The sequence below is a fragment of the Marinarcus sediminis (SeqCode) genome (assembly GCF_048571275.1).
GTDB classification, from domain to species: domain Bacteria; phylum Campylobacterota; class Campylobacteria; order Campylobacterales; family Arcobacteraceae; genus Marinarcus; species Marinarcus sediminis.
This window is the reverse complement of sequence record NZ_CP182357.1, coordinates 1,934,693-1,955,936: the sequence shown is the minus strand read 5'-3', so window position 1 is coordinate 1,955,936 and position 21,244 is coordinate 1,934,693. Positions and strand designations below refer to the sequence as shown.

Sequence of the window (21,244 nt, the reverse complement as noted above, 5' to 3'; positions counted from 1 at the left end):
TTTTAAATAAGTCAATAAAAAAGAGTCCATTCTTCATCTGAAACTTTCTAATTCTATGATTAACTTCACAAATAAAATAAAGTTGATAAGAAGCGTTCAATTGAACAATTTTTTAATCTGATTTTACTTTTTTTTAACTATAATAACTTTTTGAAACAGTAAGGATATTTATGACCGTAGAAGAGATAGAAGAGTTTAAAAAAACAATCGAACAAACAATTGTTCCACATGCACTTTATATGAATCAAAAACAAATTCACTCTATTATTGAAAAAGTTCCTGAAATAGACCAAAAATTTAAAAACATGCTTTATGAGCAAATCTTAGTTTTGAAACAAGAATCTTTGAATAAGAAGCAAAAATAAGCTTCTTATTCTGTGGCTTCATGGATTTTTTCTTTAGTAACATCCACGGCTTTTTTAGTACCTTCTTTTGTTTTTTCCCAAGCAGTTGAACTGTCCTCTTTAACACCTTCCCATGTTTTACTGCAACCTAAAAAAAGTGTTCCAAGCAAAAGAGTCAAAATAAACATTGATACTTTTTTCATATTATCTCCTTGAATTTTAATTGCACATTATACAAATTTTTTTATTAAGCAACATAAAAATAATAAAACTAATCTCCTAGGGTTTAAAAGCCCATAAATTTGAGAAAAAAGAAAGATATGTAATAGAATTTAATTATAAGTTAAGAATTAATGGTTTATAATCCCGTCCACGTTTAAAACAAACGAGATTATTGGGGTATCGCCAAGTGGTAAGGCAACGGTTTTTGGTATCGTCATTCGAAGGTTCGAATCCTTCTACCCCATCCATTTAATCACTCCATCGGTGAGGTTGGAGAGTGGCTAAATCCAGGAGACTGTAAATCTCCCGCCTATGGCTTCGAAGGTTCGAATCCTTCTCTCACCACCACGTGTGGCTCGGTAGCTCAGTCGGTAGAGCAAAGGACTGAAAATCCTTGTGTCGACGGTTCGATTCCGCCCCGCGCCACCATTTTATTATAAAGTTGCGGGAGTAGCTCAGTTGGCTAGAGCCTCTGCCTTCCAAGCAGATTGTCGCGAGTTCGAGTCTCGTCTCCCGCTCCACTTTATATGAGTTTTAAATACACACTTGTGCGAGTGTGGCGGAATAGGTAGACGCGCGGGACTTAAAATCCCGTTCCGGTTTCGGAGTGTGAGTTCGATTCTCACCATTCGCACCACTGATTTTAAGGATTTCTCCTTAAAATGGTAACTTCAACAATTTATCCCCCTATTTTTCAAAACATTTTCATACATCTTTATGATATACTTAATGTTATGGAAATAACGTCAAATAATCTTTTAAACATTCTCTTACCCAATGATAACAAAGCACTCAAAGAGGTTTTAAAACAAGCCGACATACAACAATTAACAAGTGGATCAAAAGCCACCAATGTGCAAGAAATATTAAAGAATCTTTTTAATGATATTACAACCAATAACAAGTCAACCGATACCGTTTTGAATTTACTTAAAAATTCCAATGTTTTTAAAGAATTGGGGAGTTTTCCAAAAGAGTTGAAAGCACTGGTCGCTTTAACAAAAAACACCCCTACTCTTGCCCCTTTTCAGGCCAAACTAGAAAATTTTATGCTCAACATCAATAATCTTGATGATGCCAATTTAAAAAGCCAATTAAATAACTCTGGCGTCTTCTTAGAGTCCAAGATAAGTCAAACCATGGGGAATCTTCCTAATGCTATTTTAAACACCTTAACACAGCTAAAAGATGCCATACAATCTCTTAGTACAATAAAAAACTTCAATGGTGGTGAAACACTCAATTTAATTGACAAACTCCTAAGCAATGCAAACAGTTCAAATCCAACACAAACAGTTGCTGATGTTAAGAACCTATTAACCCATCTCAAACAAATTGTTGCCCAATTGAATACGCCAGCAACAGCAACAAATCATATTGCACAACTCGTAAATAAACTTGAAACACTCTTTAATAAAGAGCTAACAACACAAAATCCCAATGCTCAAATAACAGCCCAAGCCATTAAACCTGAACTGGCACATGAACTTAAAACCCTCTTTACTCAATTGCAGACTTATCTTGCACAAACCAATACTCCTGCTAATAAGGAGATGAGTACTTTACTTGATAAGCTGTTATCAGTACCAAACTTACAAAACAATCCAAATCTTTTAAATGAGAGTAAACATATTCTTTCACAGTTAAAACAACTGCCTCAAATACAAGCAGCAGTTGCATATCATACACAAAGCAGTGAAATCTCTATTTTGACAACAAAACTTGAAACCATCATTAAAAATATTCCTCAACAAGCTGTACAAACCACACCAAACACTCCACCTAATACGCCAAACAATCCACAAATCATAACAAATACTCAACAGGCTCTACAAAACAGTTCGCCTGTTGCATCAATGAGTCCACAAGTCACACCCACTGCCCCTCAAGCGACTCAAAATGCACAAATTGTGCCAAATACTTTACAAAACAACGCCCCCGTTCTTGGGAATAATTCTTCTGCCATTGAGAGCTTAACACCCAATACATCACCAAACCGAACAACACCAATAACAAATAACGAAGTGTTAAACCAAGTAAAAACCCTACTGACGGAACTTCAAACAGGACTTTCAAACTTTACAGCAACCAATACTGCAACCCTGACTCAACTCATTGAAACCACTTTGCAACCTCAAAATTTTTCACAAATGAATCTGTTAATCACTCATTTACAAACCCTTTTAAACCAAATTCATACAACTGCCCCATTCAGTAATGCTTTGCAAAACAGCGAACAAAACAGAGAGTTGTTAACCTTAATCAATAAGTTTGAAACCATCGTGACAAAAGAAGTTTTAAATAACCCTGTTTTCACTCAACCTCATAATAATGTAGTATTGATACAAGAAGATATTTCAAAAGATATGAAAGCCATACTGCTACAAGTACAACAAGAACTCACTGCCTCTCCTGCAACACAAAATATACAAGAGATGCTCAAACACATAGATAAACTGCTTGTTCAAATCGATTATAATCAACTCATGAGTTTAACTTCAAACTCAAATTTTGTCTATGTTCCATTTATGTGGGATTTACTTGAAGAAGGTACCATTAAAACAACCAAAGGTGAACAAGAGAAGTTTTATTGTGAAATTAATCTCAAACTTAAAGAGCATGGCAATATCAATCTTTTACTGGCCATTTATAATAAAAACAGTATTGATTTAACTCTCTTTGCACAAAGAGATGCCTTTAAACAAAAAGTTCAAGAAAACCTGCAAGAGTTAAAGAAGAGTTTAAACAGTGTGGGGCTCATACCTATGAACATCAAACTTTTGGATTTAAAAGAAGAGACTCAAACTCCCATAGAAAAAATGCATGAAAACAGTTTTAATGCAACGTACGGTGAATTAAATTTAGGTTTGGATATACGAGTTTAAAATGCAAAATTCACAAAAACAATTCATTCAAAAAGCCGCAGCACTTAAATACAATGAGAAGTCAAACAACGCACCAAAAGTTATAGCAAAAGGCAAAGGAGATGTTGCAAAAAATATCATTAAAATTGCTCATGACAATAACCTTCCTATTAAAAAAGATGAAGATTTAATTGAACTGTTGAGTCAAATAGAAATAGACAAAGAGATTCCACCAAGTATGTATAAAGCTGTAGCAGAAATCTTCAGTTTTATTTACAATTTAACCAATAAAAATCACTCCAATAACAATTAAGAATATTTATAATATAATCCAATAGATAAAAATAGTGGGGTTTTGCAAGTTTGGATGATATAATTGGTGCTAAAAAAAATATTTTTGATAACACATACGTACTCTTTTTTCTTTTTATCATTGTAGTTATTACCAACACTATTTCTTCGGTATATTTTCTGAGTTTAATGCTTGCAGGTGTTGTATATGTTGCTTTTACACGCTGCTTAAAAAAACACAACTACTACCCTATGATTTATCTTATTTTGGCTTTTTTATTTATCGAATTAAACAATGGCTTTAAACCTTTTAGCTTAATTTTATTGGGCTCATTTATTTATGTCTATTTAATCCCTTTTCTTACTCGAGTCATGGTCATTGATTCGTTAAATGAATTCTTACAAATTATGCTTTTATACATTGGAATAGGAGTTGTTTGGTCACTTACAAATGATGTTAATTTTTTATTGATTAAAACACTCTTTTTTAATTTTATCATCGATCTTATTATCATTGGAATTGCTCCATGAAAAGATTGAATTTTATTATTGTTTTTATCACTGCCATTGTTGTTTTGCTCTTAGGAAGAGTCTATTTTTTAAGTATCAAATCAAATACATATTATGAAGAACTTTCAAAACAAAACTACATCAAACGAGTTTATGAAGCCCCATCACGTGGTATCATTCAAGACAGAAATGGTGTTGCATTAGCCATTAATAACTTGGGTTTTTCAATCAGTGTAAAACCTCACTTGCGTTCACATAAAAATAAAATGATTTTAGACAAACTGTGTGAAACCATCTCATTTCATTTCCCTGAATTTACAAAAGAGGAACTCATTAAAAAATATACCAAACTTGATTCTGCTTATAAACATACCTATGTGAAACTCATTGACTATATTCCTTATGATGATTTTTTCAGTAAGTACACACTTTTTAATTCAATGGAAAACATACAAATTGAGTCTGCTATTAAACGATATTACCCTTTTAAAAATGTGGCTTCACATGTATTAGGCTATGTTGGACGGGCTTCAAGAGAAGACATTAATAATAATAAAGTCTCTAAATACAGTGGAATTATTGGCAAAAATGGACTGGAAAAATTTTATAATGAAAAACTGCAAGGTCAGCTGGGATATAAAGATGTCAAAGTCAATGCACTGAATAAATATCTGGAAATATTAGATGAGAAAGAAGTTTCAACAGATAATAATATTAAAACTACACTGGATATTGAACTGCAAGAGTTTATCCAAAAAGAGTTTGCGGATCAAAGTGGTGCTGTTATTGTGATGAATGCCAATACTGGTGAAATATTAAGTGCAGGAAGTTTTCCTGAGTTTGATAACAATATTTTTGTAAATGGTATTACGCATAAAGAGTGGGAAACGTTACGAAATGATTTTAACCACCCTTTCACCAATAAACTCATCAATGGACTCTATCCTCCTGGTTCTGTTTGGAAAATGGGGGTTGCGCTTGCATTTTTAGAAAATGGGGTTGATATTAATACCTCTTTGTATTGCAGTCCAGAGTTAAAATTAGGGGAACGTGTCTTTCGTGATTGGAAAAATGAAGGACATGGATGGACAGACTTTCGTAAAGCCATAAGAGAGAGTGTTGATGTATTCTTTTACCGACTAAGTCTCAAAATAGGTATCAATGAGATGCATGATACCATGGGAAAATTAGGCTTTGGTGAAAAAACAGGCATCGACCAAGTTAATGAGTTTATTGGGATTAATCCCAGTAAAGAGTGGAAAAAAGAGAGATACAATAAGGCGTGGTATATGGGTGAAACCGTTATTTCATCCATCGGTCAAGGATATGTATTGGTCACTCCTATGCAAGTTGCAAGGTACACAGCATTTTTAGCAACGGGAAAATTGCCGCAACCTCACTTCTTTGAAGAAAATTATAAAGAGCCTGTAGCCGTTGATGTTAATCCAAAGTTTTTGAAATTGATTCGTAAAGGGATGTTCGATGTCACCAATGACAGCAATGGTACAGCATACTGGCACGTAAAAAACAGTAAAGTGACTCTGGCAGGGAAAACAGGAACCGCACAAGTTATTGGTATTCCACAATCTGAGAAGAAAAGAATGAAAGAGCATGAACTGGAATATTATGAAAGATCACACGCTTGGCTAACCACTTATGCCCCATATGAAAATCCCCAATACGTTATTACTGTTATTGTTGAACATGGTGGTCATGGGGGAAGTGCTGCTGGAGATTTAACCGCCAAGATTTATAACAAAATGATTGCATTGGGATATATCCAAAAAAATTAATTGGAATTGTGGTATCATTACGCCATAATACTTTAGGAATTTATATTGAAAATAGTTGCAGCTTTACTTCTTTTAACCATAACTGCTTTTGGAGCTGATGCACCAATGATAAACCTCTCTGTTGCAGCAGTTGAACAACCTGCTCAATTTGTACGTACAATCAATATTGCCATTATATTAACCCTACTTGTTTTAGCACCAACCTTAATTTTAATGGTCACAAGCTTTACTCGATTTGTCATTGTTTTTTCACTGTTAAAACAAGCCATGGGACTTCAACAAACACCTCCCAGTCAAGTTATTGTCTCACTGGCATTGATTATGACTGTTTTCGTAATGGAACCTTATGGGAAAAAGTCTTGGGAAACAGCGGTTAAACCTTACATGGAAGAGAAAATTGGCTATGAAATTGCCTTAGAAAAAGGGATTCAACCTTTTAAAGAGTTTATGATTAAAAATACCAGAGAGTCTGATTTGGCTCTCTTTTATAGAATTAAAAAAACTGAAAATCCCAAAAATATTGATGATGTATCCTTAACACTGTTAATGCCAGCATTTCTTGTAAGTGAGTTACGAACCTCTTTTGAAATAGGATTTTTGATATTCCTACCATTTTTAGTTATCGATATTATTGTGGCTTCAATTTTAATGAGTTTAGGGATGATGATGCTACCACCCGTTATGATTTCACTGCCCATAAAATTGATATTCTTTATTGTCATTGACGGCTGGCAACTCATCATTGGTAACCTCGCACAATCATTTAAATAAACAATTAGAGTTTGTAAATAAGTGCTACTTCATCACAAACAGGAAAATGTTTGCATCGAATACAATCGGCCCATATTTTGTGTTCAGGTAAATCCTCTTTATTGATCATTTCAAACCCCAGCGATTCAAAAAAACCTTTCTGATAAGTTAACGATAAAATCTCTTCAAGATTTAAAGCTTTGGCTTCTACTTTACATGCTTCAACCAATTTTTGTCCCAGTTTAAGTCCTCGATATTTTTCATTGACAACCAAACTTCTTACCTCTGCCAATTTAGGTGAATGCACATGCAACGCTGTAAAGCCTACAATCTCATCATCCACACTGATACATGTGTATGATCGAATGGTTGTTGCCATCTCATCAGGAGTACGAAGTAATATAATCCCTTTATCCACTTCACCTTTAACCAAGGCTTGCATGGCATCAATATCTTTTAATGTCGGTTTAAAAAGTTTAATTTCCAAATAGATACTCCGAAATGGCTTTTTCTAACTGTTCAACACCCTTTTTCTTTAAATTGGAGATAAATATTCCCGTAGGATTATCTCGCTTTAATTTTGATAAATCATTTTGTTTCAGTTTATCAATTTTTGTAAAAGCGTTAATGATAATTTGATCCCCTCTTTTAATAAGATTTAAAAACTCATCCACATTATCATCAATAGGTAAATGAGGGTGTCGTGAATCAATTAGATGAACGAATATTTGCAGTGATGGTCTTTGTTCTAAATATTGTGTTAGGTTTTTGTTCCATTCTTTTTTAAGTGATTTAGAGACTTTCGCATAACCAAATCCTGGTAAATCGACAAATCTTGCAAATAGATAAGGGACTTCACTCTCTTCTTCATTGGTTTTAAATTTGATATTAAAATAGTTAATCAACTGTGTTTTCCCCGGAGTTGAAGACGATTTTGCCAAACCTTTTCTATTGGTTAAAGTATTCAATAAAGAACTTTTTCCCACATTACTTCGTCCTAAAAATGCAACTTCAGCTACATCTGGACTGGGAGAGTCTGTAATACTTTGAGCAGACTGCATAAAATAAGCATCAACTATTTTCATTGTTTTTTACTCTCAATATTCAAAATAAATCTCACGGGCTTATCTTTACTTCCCTTTACAGTCGCTTCTCCTGTAACTTGATTAATATAAATAACGTCTCCACTTAAAGTTTTATCTTCATTGATCTCTTTTAAATACCCGTTTCCAATGATCTCATATTTTGACTCTTTAGGCAAGTAGATAACTTTATCCCCTTTCCCCGTATAGTGTTTTAAATTACTGTATATTTCAAAAGAGACATCCCCTGTTGCAACATATTTTAATGGCTCTTTTTGTTTGGCTTTTCCATCTGGATTTGGGGTCAAATAAACAATCACTTCATTGGCATCTAACTTATCTTTAATTCTAGTCATTTTTACATCACCCGTAAAAATAGCAATTCCTTTTTGGTCATACGCTTCAAACTTGTTTGCATCTATAATCAGTTTATCTTCAGCAGCAAATAGTACATTCACCATTACCAATAAACAAAATAAAAACTTCATTATATTTATCCTTAATTCTTTTTGCTTTGGCTTTTTTTATTCATATTAACTTCAAAATGAGAACTTTTTGCTTTAAAAAATGAAGTTAAATTATTCATATAAAAAGCAGTACCATTTAAAATATCTCCATAATAGATTGATTTAAATGGCTGATCATTATAGGCAATTTGATTCTTTACATCATAAAACAGTTCATTGGTTCTGAGTTTAAAAAAATCCCCTCGGTCATATTTAACATCATTGTAAAAACTGTAACTGTCCATTTTTTTTAATATTTTTTGAGCACTTATTATATCTTTTAAATCTTCATTTACTTGATCTTTAACACGCAATACAATTGTACCATCATAGAGTTCATCTCGGCTCTTATATCGCACAGCTTTTTGAGATTGAACAACTCTATTGACCTCATTTTTATCCATAGTATACATTATAGAATTTTTAAAAGTAATTAAAGGTTTATCTGCAACCAGCTCTTTTTTAACCTCATTTTTAACTTCACTGAAAAGTGAAATAAGACTGATAAAAAAAAGTGAAGTTATAAACAGTTTTATGCCCATGCGTTTATAAATTCCTCTTCAAGATTATACTCTTTAAAAATATATTCTAACATCTCTCTGACCGCACCATCACCACCATTTTTTGTACAAACGACGTTGACCATATTTTTTATATAACAACTGGCATCTGCAGGAGCGAAAGAAAGACCCACTTTTTTTAACATTTTATAATCATTCAAATCATCGCCAATCGCAGCAACTTGGTTCCATGCAAGCCCCTCTTTCTTTAAAATGCTTTCTAATACTTCATCTTTATTGTGTACACCTTGATGCAGATGAACAATATTTAAATCTTGGACTCTTCTTTGAACAATCTCTGAAGTTCGCCCAGTGATAATGGCAGCTTTTTTTCCAAACTGTTTTGTCCAAGTTGAAATGGCCAAACCATCTTTGACATCAAAACTCTTAATCTCATCACCTTGATTCGTATAGGTGATTTTACCATCGGTTAATGTACCATCCACATCTAATACAATCAACTCAATCATAAAACACCTTTAGTGCTTGGAATTCCTAACTTTTCATTTTTTATTAAGGCACGTCTTAATGCAACAGCAACGGCTTTAAAACTTGCTTCTAAAATATGGTGTTTGTTTCTTCCTCGATCAGATATGATATGACAAGTAATGCCAGCATTCATAACCAGTGCATGAAAAAACTCTTCTGCCAATTCACAATCAAAATCACCTACTTTCCCAGATACGTTTACTTCATAGAGGAAAAAAGGTCTATTGCTTAAATCCAAGGCACACGTAGTTGCTGCTTCATCCATAACCACCGTTGCATTCCCATATCTCTCAACCGCTTGAATAGGAAAAATGTCTTTTTTAAGCGCTTGTCCTAAGACGATACCACAATCCTCAACACTGTGATGCGCATCAATATGCAAATCTCCATTGCAACTCAAATCAATATCAATAGAGCTGTGTTTGCTCAAAGCTTCTAACATATGGTCGAAAAAACCTATTCCAGTATGGATATTAGACACTCCTGTACCATTGATATCAATTTTACACTTAATATCGGTCTCTTTTGTTTTTCTGTTTAATTCTGACATGTTTTCTCCCATTACTCTGCGATAATCATTGCACTGTTTAAGCCATTATTTGCTTTGAAATCTCTGGCCTCTTCTTCAGATCTAAAGCCACTGATCCAAACCCTATTAATGGCTGTACCATCAAGTTCACCCTCTTTTATGATAACATCATATTTATCTTCAAGTATTAATTTAAATTTTCTTTGGGTGATTTTAGCACCTTCATATCTTCTAAAGGCACCCACTTGAACAAAATATTTCCCTACCGTTGCAACTTCATCTTTTTCTGCTTGTGTTGTTGCTATTTTAGCATTAAATCCTAAAATTGTAAGTTTAACTTTTGCTGTACCATTTTTAACCATATCAATTGTATGAGCAGCTTTGTTGGAAAGATCAATGATTCTTCCACTTACAAAAGGCCCTCTGTCATTGATTCGAACAATAACTGTTTTCCCATTTTCAATATTTTGAACTTTTACCATGGTATTCATAGGCAGAGTTTTATGCGCTGCTGTATCGGCGTACATATTATAAATTTCGCCATTTGAAGTTTTTTTAGCATGAAAATTGGGTCCATACCAAGAAGCAATTCCCGCTTGAACATCTGATACTTTTGCCAATGTAGGATAATACCATTTGCCAGCAACCTGATAGGGTCTCATTGTAGCTCTGTGCATATTGGGGGAGTTTCTGATCTCTTGTTTGGGAACGTTGACATACTTTCTACTCTTCCAAGATGACGAAGAGTAACCACCACTGTAACTGTATGTCTTATTTGAACACCCTGAAAAAAGCAAGACAAGCGAACAAGATATCAACAAAACAGCTGTTTTAATATTTAAGAACAAGCTTATCTCCAATATGAATAATGCCATCAGTCAAATTATTGTCTTGCATAATTTGTTCAAGCTTTATATTGAATTTTTTTGAAATAAGAGTTAACGTATCACCATTTTGTACAAAATAATCTTTAACCTTTTGCAATTTACTCTCATGAGGAATAGGAATGATTAATTTTTGATTCAAAGATAAAAAGTTAGATCTCAAATGATTGAAACTTTTAACAATTTTATAAGGCAGTCCATATTTATGACCAATTGATGCTAATGTATCCCCTTTTCTTACTTTATAAATTGTAAATTTTTCTTGTGAAATATTATCTTTGTTGGCATTAAATCGCGAAAGTCTGCTGTATGGAATATAAATATCATACTCTTTAACTGTGGGAGGAACAATGAGCTCTTTAATATGTTTGTTAAAATTTGCCAACTCTTTGTAATTCATGCCGATTGCTTTTGCAACACTTTTTAAATGAACCCCACCACTGACTTGTACAGTTGCAATTGAAGTTGATGTTGAACCCAAATTTAATAAATGGGAATCTTCATCCGAAATAAAACTTTTGTTATTCATCATCCCTAAAGAGATAATTTTTCGAATATAATTCCGACTTTCGTTGGGCAAATATTGTCGTCTTGATCCCTTTTGTACTACCAAAAGTTTATAAATATCTGGTGTAATTCCCCATGTAATAACCTCTTTATAGACTTTATACAACTCGTTAAAACGTACTCGTTTTCTTTGATAATCTCTGATAATATCTCTGTATTTACTGATCTGTTCTTTTTTAACTTTTGAACCATTTTGTTCAACAAAAACATCAATGGTAGATCGAGTAATGGCCTCAATTACTCGACCTTCTCCACAATTATATGCCATGGCTGCAAGATACCATTTCCCAAATTTATCATGCAGTCGTTTCAGATATTCAGCTGCAGCATACGTTGATTTAACCAAATCCATTCGCTCATCAATATACAAATTGTTTTCAAGCCCATAACGTTTACCTGTTTCTGGCATAAATTGCCATAACCCTATAGCAGCAGCTTTAGATTTTGCATCTAATGTAAAATTTGATTCTGCCATTGCAAGATAGACAAAAGATGATGGAATGCCCTCTTTTCGAAGAATATCTTTTATTTTAGGAACAAAGAGTGTCGCATTGCTGAGTTTTTGTTTGTAATACTCTTTATTCCCACGAAGATAATTATTGTAAGTTTGCTGCAGAGAATAGTCTGTAATAAATGAGGGATCAATATCCAACTCATCTAAAATTTGAATATCTCTTTTGTCAAAATTTGAACCAATTAATGAAGCATATGAAAACGAAATTGAAATCAATAGGAGTATAAAGACTTTATACAATAGGCTGTCCTCTTAAAAATTTTATAAATAGTAGGTATTTTATCTAATTTATACTAGAAAACTCTTTAAATAAGCGTTTTGCATTATTCGTTGTCATAATTTCAACTTCTTCAATACTCAAATCTAAAAGTTCAGATATTTTTTCAACCACAAAAGTCGTATATTGAGGCTCATTTCTCTTTCCTCTATGCGGATGAGGAGTCAAATAAGGGGCATCGGTCTCTATTAAGAGTTTATCACGTGGGATTTTTGGCAAACTTTGAATTGACTTTCTTGCATTTTTAAACGTTAATACACCACCAATACCAAAATAAAAATTTTCATTGGCCAAACTCAGAAGTTGTTCATCGGCATTATAACAGTGTAAAACACCTCCCACCTCTTTTGCATTATACTCAAGTAGTATCTTTTTTGAATCATTTGAAGCATCACGAATATGTACTATTAATGGTTTTTTTACTTTTTTGGCAAAATTAATTTGTGCAATAAAAACCTCTTTTTGAAGCTCTATCTCTTTTAATTTTTCCTCTTCATCTTCAGGGAGTCTGTAGTAATCTAATCCACACTCACCAATAGCAATACATTTGGGGTGAGTGACATATTGTTCCATCATGGATTCACTGTAACTTTTTATATCATAAGGGTGAATTCCAACTGCAAAAAAAACTTCGTCATACGTTTCGGAGAGTTTTATGGCAGTTGGCAAATCTTTAAAATCTGCACCGGGTATTAAAAAAGCTTTAACGCCATTTTTAAGTGCATTTTCAATAACGCAGTCTATGTCATCATAAAATTTTTCATTGTCTAAATGACAATGTGTATCAATAATAATTTTATAACCTTTGTTGTACTAAATCTACAATTTCATTGAGTTTATCGATATCTCGTCTTTTAATCCAAGCATCAATACCAAAATTTTTAAAAGCATCATAATCGCTTTCATCATCTATAATGGCAATTGAGACAAATTCATCTGCACAAGCATCCGCTTTGTTCTCTTCATAATCGAATATTGAGTTTATGTCTAGAATAACAACATTTGCTTCTCCTGTATGCCCTTGTCCAAAAACTTCTAAAGTATTTTTTGAATCCAATAAACCTTTATCAATATCACAAAATGTAACTATATTCATCATCTTCCCCATTCGATTTAATATTTTAATAATTGTAGCAAAAAAAAACAAAAACTACAAAATATACCTTGCGGTATCTTCATGTTCTACAATATTTTCAAGTTTTTCATAGACCAACTCTTTTGTTACTTCAATGGTTTGTCCACTTTTTTCATCGGCATCAAAACTGATATCTTCTAATACTTTTTCAATGACCGTATGTAATCTTCGTGCACCAATATCTTCGGCCTTTAAATTCGCCGCTACACTCAAATGCGCAAAAGCATGAATGGCATCATCATGGAATTGTAAATTAACCCCTTCAACTTCTAAAAGTGCCTTATATTGAGTCAATAAAGAATTTTTAGTATGCGTAAGTATTTGATAAAGTGCCTCTTCATCTAAGGCATTCAATTCTACACGAAGGGGAAATCGCCCCTGTAACTCTGGCAATAAATCACTGGGTTTACTCACATGAAATGCACCAGCGGCAATAAAAAGAATGTGGTCAGTTTTAATTTGTCCAAACTTTGTTGTCACCGTGCTTCCTTCAACAATAGGAAGAAGATCTCGTTGAACCCCCTCTTTACTTGGATCTTGATTTTGATTGCTCTTACCCGATGCAATTTTATCAATTTCATCTAAAAAGATAATTCCACCATCTTGGGCTCTTTTTAATGCTTCGAGTTTAATCGATTCATGATCTAAAAGTTTTTCACTGGTTTCTGAACGTAAAAGTTTTCTGGCATCTTTTATTGTGACCTCTTTTTTGACTTTGTCTTTATTCAAACCACCCAACATTTGATTTAAACTCTCTTGCATTGAACTGAAATCCATGGAGATATTGGAATCGACAATTTCAATTTTTGCTCTTTTAGGCAGTTCTATTTCAATTTTTCTATCATCAATTTCACCGCTTAATACTTTTTGTTCCATTTTGTTATAGGTTTTAATAAAACTCTCTTGAGCTTCTGTCGTTGCACTTTTAGGTAAAGGAGGTACAAGTTTTTCAACAATTTGTCGTGTGATATCCAAATCAATACTCTCTTGAATCTTCTCTTCATACTCTTTAGTCACCAATGAAACAGATTCAAAAACCAAATCTCTGACCATAGATTCAACATCACGACCTACAAAACCAACTTCGGTATATTTACTGGCTTCCACTTTGATAAAAGGCAAATTCATCATTTTTGCTAATCGTCTCGCAATTTCAGTCTTCCCCACACCTGTGTTACCAATCATCAAAATATTTTTGGGCATAATCTCTTCTTGCAATTCAGCAGAAAGTTGCATTCTTCTGTAACGATTCCGTAATGCTAATGCAATGGTTTTTTTAGCATCATTTTGTCCTATAATATAATCATCAAGATATTTAACAATCTCTTTAGGTGTTAAATCCATATCTTTTATTCCTCAATTTTTAACAATTTAATATTTTGATTGGTATAAATACAAAGCTCACCGGCAATCATTAAAGACTCTTTAACCAAATCTTCTTCATCCATGGTTGTATGTTTAAACAAAGCTCGTGCAGCAGAGATGGCATAATTTCCACCACTTCCAATTGCTGCTATTTTTCCATCTTCTGGTTCAACCACATCACCGGTACCACTTAAAATAAAAATATGCTCTTTATTTAAAACAATCATCATGGCTTCAAGACGTCTTAACACTTTATCTTTTCGCCACGCTTTTGAAAAAGCGATTACGGCTTTAAGCAGATCCCCTTTTGTGGTTTCTAAATGCTCTTCAAACATATCAAAAAGATTAAAAGCATCTGCAGTGCTTCCCGCAAAACCTGCAAGAATCTTCCCTTTATACAGTGTTCGTATTTTTGTTGCATTACCTTTTAAAACCGTATTACCGAAAGTAACTTGACCATCTCCACCAATAACCGCTTTATTTTCACCTTTATAGGCGAGTATAGTAGTTGCATCAAACATAAAAACTACTCAGCAATTACATCAACTTTGATAGTTGTATGAATTCCATGTCCAAGTTTACAATCTGCTTCAAAAATACCAACGGTTTTAATTTTAGTCTCTAAATGTATCTGTTTTTTATCCAGTTCAATATCTGCTTGTTCAGATAAAGCTTCTGCAATCTCTTTATTTGTAACAGAACCTAACAGATGACCATTGGCTCCAACTTTATGTTTAATCGTAAATTTTGTTGCTTCAATTTTAGTTGCAATCTCTTTGGCATCTACAAGTTCTTGCGCTTCAACTTCTGCTTTTTTTCTCTCTTGTGCTTTGTGTTTATTTAACACTTCATTGGTGGCCAACAGTGCCAACCCTTTTCCAATTAAAAAATTTTTACCATATCCATCTTTAACTTCTTTAACCTCACCGGCTTTACCTAAGCCTTTAACATCTTTGATTAACAATACTTGCATAACATCTCCATAATAATTAAATAGAGCACATTTTACAATAAATTATAAAAAATAAAGTTAAAGTCATTGCGAGTTCAAACTTAACTTGCAATATCCATTGAATCTTCATCGACTTTTAATCGAATGTTTCTTTTCTTAATATAATTATTTAATCCAATATGATTGTTATATCCCAACAGTTTTGCAATTTTCCGAATAGATAATCCAACAGAGAGTAATTCTTCAATTTTGTCTCTTTGTTTATCAAATTTAGATTTTTGAATCGTACCCTTTGGTTTACCCAAATGAATGCCATCAATTTTTTTAGCATTGAGCGCCTCTTTTGTTCTTAGACTCATCAAATCTTTTTCTAAATTTACTGTCATTCCAATGATACCTAAAATCATTTGAGTCAACATATCTTCACTGTCAAGTAGATCCAAATTTTGATTGACAGAAATGATTCTGACTTTTTTCTTTAAGAGGTATTTTAATATCTCTAAAATTACTTCAGTCGTTCGTCCAAAAACATTTAAATCAGAAACAATAACCGTACAAGATTCATGGCAATTTTTGAGCAAATTAAGTATGTTTTCTTCTTGCTTGGGAATATTCACTTCTATCTCAATAGTATCACTTAAATCTATATTATGTTTTTTTACATAATTATTTATTGCTTCTTTCTGACTGCTCACATATTCAAGGTTGTAATTATTAATTCTTACAAAACTTACAATTTTTGCCATTTTATTTCCTTTAACATTTTGTAATATATAATATTTTATATTAATACAAAATATAGAATATATTTTAATTTAACTTATACGTAATGTTAACATTTATATTTTTAAACTAAACTTAAGAAATGCCTATAAATAATGCCTTCTTGAACTCTTTTTTATTATGAAAGACCTCATATTGTTATACAACTTGAAAAAAAAGTTAAATTTTGCTAAAATCGCTTCTTTATAAGAGATAATCACAAGGTTTATAATTTGAAATTAATTGTTGCAATTACTGGTGCAAGCGGCATAAACTTGAGCCTAAAATTTTTAGAGAAACTCCCTTCAAATATTGAGACCTATGTTGTGTTTTCAAGCAGTGCAATTCTTGCTTTAAAACTTGAAAACAATCTGCTTTACAAAGATATTAAAAATCAAAATTTCACACTTTTAAAAGAGAGTGACATTGGAGCTTGTATTGCTTCTGGTTCATTCAAAACTGATGCCATGATTATTCTTCCTTGTTCCATGAACACCCTTGCAAAATGTGCAGTTGGTATCGCAGATAATTTAATAACAAGAGCTTTTAGTGTCATGTTAAAAGAGAAAAGAAATATAATCCTTGCTCCAAGAGAGATGCCTTTTAGTCCCATAGCATTAGAAAATATGCATAAACTTTCTGTGTTGGGTATTACAATTGCACCCCCTACTTTAGGATATTATTCAAACCAACAAAACCTAGAAGATATGGAAAATTTTCTTATAGGAAAATGGTTTGATTTGTTAAAAATAGATAATAATTTATATAAACGATGGGAGTAAATCTATGGCAGAAAAAGAAAACAGCGAAGTAATTGCCTCATACAGACGTGCAATCTATAGTGGAACATTTGATCCAATTACAAAAGGTCATATGGATATTATCCGACGTGCAACTAAAATCTTTGATGAAGTCATTATCGCTGTGGCTAAAAGTGAGAGAAAAGCACCTATGTTTTCACACGAAAAAAGAGTTGAATTTGCAAAAGCAGCAATTGTTGGACTCAAGGGAGTCACAGTAGTTGGCTTTAATACGCTTTTGGTTGATTTGGCAACTGAGTTATCTGTTAATACCATTATTCGAGGATTACGAGCCGTATCTGATTTTGAATATGAACTCCAAATGGGCTATGCTAACTCTTCTATTAACAAAAATATTGAAACACTCTATCTCATGCCAACACTTGAAAATGCCTTTGTTTCATCAACAATTGTGAGAGAAATCATCACATTTAAAGGTAAATTTGAGCACCTTGTACCAAAGGAAATTTTACCATGTATATAGTTATTGAAGGTATTGATACAGCAGGAAAATCGACTCAATTAGATATTTTAAAACAGAATAATCCTACCGCTATTTTCACCAAAGAACCCGGTGGTACAAAAATTGGCTTGGAACTTAGACGTATGGTTTTAAATGGAGAAGCCAAATCAAATATTGCCGAAATGTTTCTGTTTTTAGCAGACCGTGCAGAACACATTGAAGAGATCATAAAGCCCAATATAAATAACATGGTCATCAGTGACAGAAGTATGATCAGCGGTATTGCATATGCTTCTAATCTTCCTTTAGAAATAGTAACAACTTTGAATTTAATTGCAACAAACAATCTGCTGCCAACTCATGTTATTTTACTGGAATTAAGCAAAGAAGAACTCATATCAAGGTTATCACAAAAAGAGCATGATAACATTGAATCACGAGGAATAGAGTATCTTTTAGATATTCAAAAAAGAATGAAACATACCATAGAACTTTTAAAGATTAATCATCTGTTTATAGATGCCAGTTTAAGTATAGAAGAAATTGCAAAGAGAATTAAGGATTTTATAAATGAGTAATATTCAAAGCCTACGGGGAATGAAAGATATTTTAAATGAAGAGAGTGAACTTTTTACCTATTTTATTGAAAATGCTTCTAAAATAGCCAAAAGATATGGTTATACCTATCTTGAAACACCCATTTTAGAAGAAACAGCACTTTTTAAAAGAAGTGTTGGGGAGAGCAGTGATATTGTTAACAAAGAGATGTATCAATTTATTGATAAAGGTGAGAATGATGTCTGCTTAAGACCAGAGGGTACAGCAGGAGTTGTACGAAGTTTTGTGCAAAATAAACTTGACCGTGCAGGTGGAGTGTATCGGTATTTCTACTTTGGTTCTATGTTTCGGTATGAACGACCACAAAAAGGAAGATTAAGACAATTTCACCAATTTGGTTGTGAATCGTTTGGTGTGGACTCTGTTTATGAAGATGCCAATGTCATCTTACTTATCAAAGATATTTTAGATTTTTGTGGCATCAGATTCAAACTGCAACTTAATTCCTTAGGGTGTAAAGAGTGTATGCCACCTTATAAAACAAGTTTGGTTCAATATTTAAGTAACATACGAACGGAACTTTGTGAAGATTGTAACAAAAGAATTGAGACAAATCCTATTCGAGTTTTAGATTGCAAAAATGAAAAGTGTAAAACACTCTTGGTTGATGCGCCTAAAATTACCAACAACTTATGCCCAACATGCGATGCGAATTTTGAAAAATTAAAAGCCATTTTAACGCTTAATAATGTAAATTTTGATATAGATTCAAACTTGGTTCGTGGTTTGGATTATTATACGCAAACTGCATTCGAGTTTGTCAGTGATGAAATCGGCGCACAAAGTGCCATTGCCGGTGGTGGAAGATATGACAGATTGGTTGAGTTTTTAGGCGGAAGAGCCACTCCTGCCATTGGATTTGCCATTGGAATTGAACGGATTTGGGAGCTGATTAAAATGAATCAAACACAAGAAGAACACTACTATTTTGGTGCATTAAGTGAATCTTGTGTGGATGCCGCATTTGAAGCTGCTTCAATTAAAAGAAAAAGCGTAAAATGCTCAATAGAATATACGCCAAGAGGGTTTAATAAACATTTTAAGAATGCAGAAAAATTGGGTGCTACAGTAATGGCAATAATAGGTGAGGAAGAGTTAAAAAATGGTACAATAGTACTGAAAAATCTCATTTCAAAAGAAGAAAAAACACTATTTGTAAAGGACATATAATTTTGGAAAATTATGGTATTGATATCTGGGGAGAGAATAATTTTATAATTGAGAACGGTTTACTAAAAGTCAACCATAAATCAAAACCTGCATTAATTAACTTAGTTAAAGATATACGAGAACAAGACTATAAAGGGCCTTTGTTATTACGATTTCCACACTTAACAAAACTGCAGATTGACAAACTTTTTACACTTTATGATAATGCAATTAATGAGTACAACTATAATGGGAAATTTCATGCTGTTTTCCCACTGAAAGTCAATCAATTGCCAAACTTTTTACACCCATTAATTGAAGCGGGTGAAAAATACAATTATGGACTAGAAGCAGGAAGTAAAGCTGAGCTGTTTATTGCCATGACATTTAATAAAAATGCCCCAATAACCGTTAATGGATTTAAAGACAAAGAGATGATTCATTTGGGCTTTATTGCCAAACAAATGGGTCATGATATTACTTTAATTATAGAAGGGCTCAACGAATTAGAAACCATTTTAGAAGTTAAAAAAGAGACCAACCTCACCTCTCCTAACATTGGTTTACGCGTTCGATTGTTTAACCAAGGTGGTGGTGTTTGGGCAAAAAGTGGAGGAATTGACTCAAAATTTGGATTAAGTTCTACTGAGATATTACAAGCGTATGAAATGCTTGAAGATCATGGATTAAAAGAGAAATTAACCATGATTCACTTTCATATTGGTTCATCCATGACCAATATCAAACCTTTGAAAAAAGCACTTAAAGAGTCTGGTCATATTTACGCTGAACTTAAAAACCTGGGTGCAACGAATTTAAAAGCAATTAATATTGGTGGTGGTTTGGCCATTGAGTATTCTCAATTTAAAAAGAGCATCAACTACTCTATGCAAGAGTTTGCCAATGATGTTATTTTTACACTCAAAAATATTGCCAAACAAAAGAGTGTTGAAGAACCCGATATTTATACCGAATCAGGTCGCTTTATTGCCGCCAATTCTACGGTTCTTATAGCTCCCGTACTTGAACTTTTTTCAGCAGAGTATGAAGCCGAACATCTACGGTTAAAAGAGAAAAATCCGCCATTGATTGAAGAGTTAAATGCTCTATATAATGACATCAATTCTAAAATGGCATTGGAGTATATGCACGATTCCATTGATCACCTTGAATCACTTTTAAAACTTTTTGATTTGGGGTATATAGATTTGGAAGATCGTTCAAATGCAGAGATTCTCACTCATCTGATTATAAAAAAAGCCATCTGCTTTTTAGAAGTCGATGATTATGATGAACTTAAAAGAATTGACAATAAAATTCAAGAAAAATATCTTTTAAACTTCTCTATTTTCCAATCACTCCCTGACTTCTGGGGAATCGCACAGGAGTTTCCTGTTATGCCAATTACCCATCTTAATAAAAAACCAACAAGAAGTGCAAGCTTATGGGATATTACTTGTGACAGTGATGGAGAGATTCCATTTAATCCAAGAAAACCTCTCTATTTACATGATGTTGATTTAAGTAAAGAAGAGTATTATCTTGCTTTCTTTTTGGTCGGAGCCTATCAAGATATTTTGGGAATGAAACACAATTTGTTTTCGCACCCAACAGAGATTAATATTGTATTTGAAAACGGTGAAATGAAACTGGAAAAAATATGTGAATCACAAAAAATAATTGATATTTTAGAAGACATTGATTATGACACAGAAGAGATCAGAACCATTCTTCAGAAAAAGTTAAACAGTGACTCATATAAAGTAGTTGAACAATATTTAAATGATAACAACTACTTAAAAACAACTTGGAGTTAAT

At 32.9% G+C, this 21,244-nt stretch carries 26 protein-coding genes and 5 tRNA genes; 16 read left to right on the top strand and 15 right to left on the bottom strand.

Annotated features, from left to right (window positions below; genetic code table 11):
• The first annotated feature begins 170 nt into the window (after positions 1 to 170).
• The gene (locus tag ACNI3C_RS09895) at positions 171 to 365 is read left to right on the top strand and encodes a hypothetical protein (protein WP_419769639.1); all 195 of its coding nucleotides are present in this window, start codon (positions 171 to 173) and stop codon (positions 363 to 365) included.
• Positions 366 to 370: 5 nt separating this feature from the next.
• Here the strand turns inward: ACNI3C_RS09895 and ACNI3C_RS09890 are convergent, their stop codons facing one another.
• Positions 371 to 547 (bottom strand): entericidin EcnAB, encoded by a 177-nt coding sequence (locus ACNI3C_RS09890; RefSeq protein ID WP_419769638.1) that lies wholly within the window; start codon positions 545 to 547, stop codon positions 371 to 373.
• Positions 548 to 739: 192 nt separating this feature from the next.
• Between ACNI3C_RS09890 and ACNI3C_RS09885 the strand changes: the two genes are divergently transcribed.
• From ACNI3C_RS09885 to fliP, 10 genes are all read left to right on the top strand, one after another.
• A tRNA-Gln gene (locus tag ACNI3C_RS09885) sits at positions 740 to 814 on the top strand.
• Between the two features lie 15 nt (positions 815 to 829).
• Positions 830 to 914, top strand: a tRNA-Tyr gene (locus ACNI3C_RS09880).
• Between the two features lie 5 nt (positions 915 to 919).
• A tRNA-Phe gene (locus ACNI3C_RS09875) sits at positions 920 to 995 on the top strand.
• A gap of 15 nt (positions 996 to 1,010) precedes the next feature.
• Positions 1,011 to 1,087, top strand: a tRNA-Gly gene (locus ACNI3C_RS09870).
• Between the two features lie 29 nt (positions 1,088 to 1,116).
• Positions 1,117 to 1,203: transfer RNA gene (locus ACNI3C_RS09865), tRNA-Leu, on the top strand.
• Positions 1,204 to 1,228: 25 nt separating this feature from the next.
• Entirely contained in the window at positions 1,229 to 3,451 is a 2,223-nt protein-coding gene (locus tag ACNI3C_RS09860; protein WP_419769637.1) for a hypothetical protein, read from the top strand.
• 1 nt (position 3,452) lies between these two features.
• Positions 3,453 to 3,743 (top strand): EscU/YscU/HrcU family type III secretion system export apparatus switch protein, encoded by a 291-nt coding sequence (locus ACNI3C_RS09855; RefSeq protein WP_419769636.1) that lies wholly within the window; start codon positions 3,453 to 3,455, stop codon positions 3,741 to 3,743.
• 50 nt (positions 3,744 to 3,793) lie between these two features.
• Positions 3,794 to 4,252: a hypothetical protein gene (locus ACNI3C_RS09850; protein WP_419769635.1), complete on the top strand. Its 459-nt coding sequence runs from the start codon at positions 3,794 to 3,796 to the stop codon at positions 4,250 to 4,252.
• Positions 4,249 to 6,024 (top strand): penicillin-binding protein 2, encoded by a 1,776-nt coding sequence (gene mrdA, locus ACNI3C_RS09845; RefSeq protein ID WP_419769634.1) that lies wholly within the window; start codon positions 4,249 to 4,251, stop codon positions 6,022 to 6,024. The genes ACNI3C_RS09850 and mrdA overlap by 4 nt, the downstream gene beginning before the upstream one ends.
• A 45-nt stretch (positions 6,025 to 6,069) precedes the next feature.
• Positions 6,070 to 6,795, top strand: a complete 726-nt coding sequence (gene fliP / locus ACNI3C_RS09840) for a flagellar type III secretion system pore protein FliP (protein WP_419769633.1) — start codon at positions 6,070 to 6,072, stop codon at positions 6,793 to 6,795.
• A 4-nt stretch (positions 6,796 to 6,799) separates the two neighbouring features.
• Here the strand turns inward: fliP and ACNI3C_RS09835 are convergent, their stop codons facing one another.
• From ACNI3C_RS09835 to ACNI3C_RS09770, 14 genes are all read right to left on the bottom strand, one after another.
• The gene (locus ACNI3C_RS09835) at positions 6,800 to 7,261 is read right to left on the bottom strand and encodes an N-acetyltransferase (protein ID WP_419769632.1); all 462 of its coding nucleotides are present in this window, start codon (positions 7,259 to 7,261) and stop codon (positions 6,800 to 6,802) included.
• Complete coding sequence (gene yihA, locus ACNI3C_RS09830) at positions 7,251 to 7,859, bottom strand: ribosome biogenesis GTP-binding protein YihA/YsxC (RefSeq protein WP_419769631.1); 609 nt, start codon at positions 7,857 to 7,859, stop codon at positions 7,251 to 7,253. Before yihA ends, ACNI3C_RS09835 begins: the two co-directional genes overlap by 11 nt.
• Entirely contained in the window at positions 7,856 to 8,344 is a 489-nt protein-coding gene (locus ACNI3C_RS09825; protein WP_419769630.1) for an LptA/OstA family protein, read from the bottom strand. The genes yihA and ACNI3C_RS09825 overlap by 4 nt, the downstream gene beginning before the upstream one ends.
• Positions 8,345 to 8,355: 11 nt before the next feature.
• Complete coding sequence (gene lptC / locus ACNI3C_RS09820) at positions 8,356 to 8,904, bottom strand: LPS export ABC transporter periplasmic protein LptC (protein ID WP_419769629.1); 549 nt, start codon at positions 8,902 to 8,904, stop codon at positions 8,356 to 8,358.
• Entirely contained in the window at positions 8,895 to 9,392 is a 498-nt protein-coding gene (locus tag ACNI3C_RS09815; RefSeq protein WP_419769628.1) for a KdsC family phosphatase, read from the bottom strand. The genes lptC and ACNI3C_RS09815 overlap by 10 nt, the downstream gene beginning before the upstream one ends.
• Positions 9,389 to 9,961, bottom strand: coding sequence for an imidazoleglycerol-phosphate dehydratase HisB (hisB, locus tag ACNI3C_RS09810; protein ID WP_419769627.1), 573 nt, complete (start codon positions 9,959 to 9,961; stop codon positions 9,389 to 9,391). The genes ACNI3C_RS09815 and hisB overlap by 4 nt, the downstream gene beginning before the upstream one ends.
• A gap of 11 nt (positions 9,962 to 9,972) precedes the next feature.
• A complete protein-coding gene (locus ACNI3C_RS09805; RefSeq protein ID WP_419769626.1) occupies positions 9,973 to 10,788 on the bottom strand; it encodes a septal ring lytic transglycosylase RlpA family protein in 816 nt (271 codons plus the stop codon).
• The gene (locus tag ACNI3C_RS09800) at positions 10,772 to 12,145 is read right to left on the bottom strand and encodes a lytic transglycosylase domain-containing protein (protein WP_419769625.1); all 1,374 of its coding nucleotides are present in this window, start codon (positions 12,143 to 12,145) and stop codon (positions 10,772 to 10,774) included. Before ACNI3C_RS09800 ends, ACNI3C_RS09805 begins: the two co-directional genes overlap by 17 nt.
• 43 nt (positions 12,146 to 12,188) lie before the next feature.
• Positions 12,189 to 12,977: a TatD family hydrolase gene (locus ACNI3C_RS09795; protein ID WP_419771456.1), complete on the bottom strand. Its 789-nt coding sequence runs from the start codon at positions 12,975 to 12,977 to the stop codon at positions 12,189 to 12,191.
• 1 nt (position 12,978) lies between these two features.
• Positions 12,979 to 13,278: a hypothetical protein gene (locus ACNI3C_RS09790; protein ID WP_419769624.1), complete on the bottom strand. Its 300-nt coding sequence runs from the start codon at positions 13,276 to 13,278 to the stop codon at positions 12,979 to 12,981.
• A 54-nt stretch (positions 13,279 to 13,332) separates the two neighbouring features.
• Complete coding sequence (hslU, locus tag ACNI3C_RS09785; RefSeq protein ID WP_419769623.1) at positions 13,333 to 14,661, bottom strand: ATP-dependent protease ATPase subunit HslU; 1,329 nt, start codon at positions 14,659 to 14,661, stop codon at positions 13,333 to 13,335.
• A 5-nt stretch (positions 14,662 to 14,666) separates the two neighbouring features.
• The gene (gene hslV, locus ACNI3C_RS09780; protein ID WP_419769622.1) at positions 14,667 to 15,203 is read right to left on the bottom strand and encodes an ATP-dependent protease subunit HslV; all 537 of its coding nucleotides are present in this window, start codon (positions 15,201 to 15,203) and stop codon (positions 14,667 to 14,669) included.
• Between the two features lie 5 nt (positions 15,204 to 15,208).
• Positions 15,209 to 15,655: a 50S ribosomal protein L9 gene (rplI, locus tag ACNI3C_RS09775; protein ID WP_419769621.1), complete on the bottom strand. Its 447-nt coding sequence runs from the start codon at positions 15,653 to 15,655 to the stop codon at positions 15,209 to 15,211.
• 80 nt (positions 15,656 to 15,735) lie between these two features.
• Entirely contained in the window at positions 15,736 to 16,380 is a 645-nt protein-coding gene (locus tag ACNI3C_RS09770; protein ID WP_419769620.1) for a recombinase family protein, read from the bottom strand.
• A 249-nt stretch (positions 16,381 to 16,629) separates the two neighbouring features.
• On the opposite strand from ACNI3C_RS09770, the gene ACNI3C_RS09765 reads away from it, so the two are divergent.
• The 5 genes from ACNI3C_RS09765 to speA are packed head-to-tail and all read left to right on the top strand — an operon-like array spanning position 16,630 to position 21,243.
• On the top strand, positions 16,630 to 17,178 hold the full coding sequence (locus ACNI3C_RS09765; protein ID WP_419769619.1) for a UbiX family flavin prenyltransferase: 549 nt from the start codon (positions 16,630 to 16,632) through the stop codon (positions 17,176 to 17,178).
• 4 nt (positions 17,179 to 17,182) lie between these two features.
• Positions 17,183 to 17,680, top strand: a complete 498-nt coding sequence (gene coaD / locus ACNI3C_RS09760; protein ID WP_419769618.1) for a pantetheine-phosphate adenylyltransferase — start codon at positions 17,183 to 17,185, stop codon at positions 17,678 to 17,680.
• Complete coding sequence (gene tmk / locus ACNI3C_RS09755) at positions 17,671 to 18,237, top strand: dTMP kinase (RefSeq protein ID WP_419769617.1); 567 nt, start codon at positions 17,671 to 17,673, stop codon at positions 18,235 to 18,237. Before coaD ends, tmk begins: the two co-directional genes overlap by 10 nt.
• The gene (gene hisS, locus ACNI3C_RS09750; RefSeq protein WP_419769616.1) at positions 18,230 to 19,447 is read left to right on the top strand and encodes a histidine--tRNA ligase; all 1,218 of its coding nucleotides are present in this window, start codon (positions 18,230 to 18,232) and stop codon (positions 19,445 to 19,447) included. The genes tmk and hisS overlap by 8 nt, the downstream gene beginning before the upstream one ends.
• Positions 19,447 to 21,243, top strand: a complete 1,797-nt coding sequence (gene speA / locus ACNI3C_RS09745; protein WP_419771455.1) for a biosynthetic arginine decarboxylase — start codon at positions 19,447 to 19,449, stop codon at positions 21,241 to 21,243. The genes hisS and speA overlap by 1 nt, the downstream gene beginning before the upstream one ends.
• Position 21,244: the final 1 nt, after the last annotated feature.

Bases quoted from the DNA above. Each gene is read 5' to 3' on its own strand.
- ACNI3C_RS09895 (WP_419769639.1), top strand. From the start codon at position 171: ATGACCGTAGAAGAGATAGAAGAGTTTAAAAAAACAATCGAACAAACA.
- ACNI3C_RS09890 (WP_419769638.1), bottom strand. From the start codon at position 547: ATGAAAAAAGTATCAATGTTTATTTTGACTCTTTTGCTTGGAACACTT.
- ACNI3C_RS09860 (WP_419769637.1), top strand. From the start codon at position 1,229: ATGGTAACTTCAACAATTTATCCCCCTATTTTTCAAAACATTTTCATA.
- ACNI3C_RS09855 (WP_419769636.1), top strand. From the start codon at position 3,453: ATGCAAAATTCACAAAAACAATTCATTCAAAAAGCCGCAGCACTTAAA.
- mrdA (WP_419769634.1), top strand. From the start codon at position 4,249: ATGAAAAGATTGAATTTTATTATTGTTTTTATCACTGCCATTGTTGTT.
- yihA (WP_419769631.1), bottom strand. From the start codon at position 7,859: ATGAAAATAGTTGATGCTTATTTTATGCAGTCTGCTCAAAGTATTACA.
- ACNI3C_RS09825 (WP_419769630.1), bottom strand. From the start codon at position 8,344: ATGAAGTTTTTATTTTGTTTATTGGTAATGGTGAATGTACTATTTGCT.
- lptC (WP_419769629.1), bottom strand. From the start codon at position 8,904: ATGGGCATAAAACTGTTTATAACTTCACTTTTTTTTATCAGTCTTATT.
- ACNI3C_RS09815 (WP_419769628.1), bottom strand. From the start codon at position 9,392: ATGATTGAGTTGATTGTATTAGATGTGGATGGTACATTAACCGATGGT.
- hisB (WP_419769627.1), bottom strand. From the start codon at position 9,961: ATGTCAGAATTAAACAGAAAAACAAAAGAGACCGATATTAAGTGTAAA.
- ACNI3C_RS09790 (WP_419769624.1), bottom strand. From the start codon at position 13,278: ATGAATATAGTTACATTTTGTGATATTGATAAAGGTTTATTGGATTCA.
- hslU (WP_419769623.1), bottom strand. From the start codon at position 14,661: ATGGATTTAACACCTAAAGAGATTGTTAAATATCTTGATGATTATATT.
- hslV (WP_419769622.1), bottom strand. From the start codon at position 15,203: ATGTTTGATGCAACTACTATACTCGCCTATAAAGGTGAAAATAAAGCG.
- rplI (WP_419769621.1), bottom strand. From the start codon at position 15,655: ATGCAAGTATTGTTAATCAAAGATGTTAAAGGCTTAGGTAAAGCCGGT.
- ACNI3C_RS09770 (WP_419769620.1), bottom strand. From the start codon at position 16,380: ATGGCAAAAATTGTAAGTTTTGTAAGAATTAATAATTACAACCTTGAA.
- coaD (WP_419769618.1), top strand. From the start codon at position 17,183: ATGGCAGAAAAAGAAAACAGCGAAGTAATTGCCTCATACAGACGTGCA.
- tmk (WP_419769617.1), top strand. From the start codon at position 17,671: ATGTATATAGTTATTGAAGGTATTGATACAGCAGGAAAATCGACTCAA.
- hisS (WP_419769616.1), top strand. From the start codon at position 18,230: ATGAGTAATATTCAAAGCCTACGGGGAATGAAAGATATTTTAAATGAA.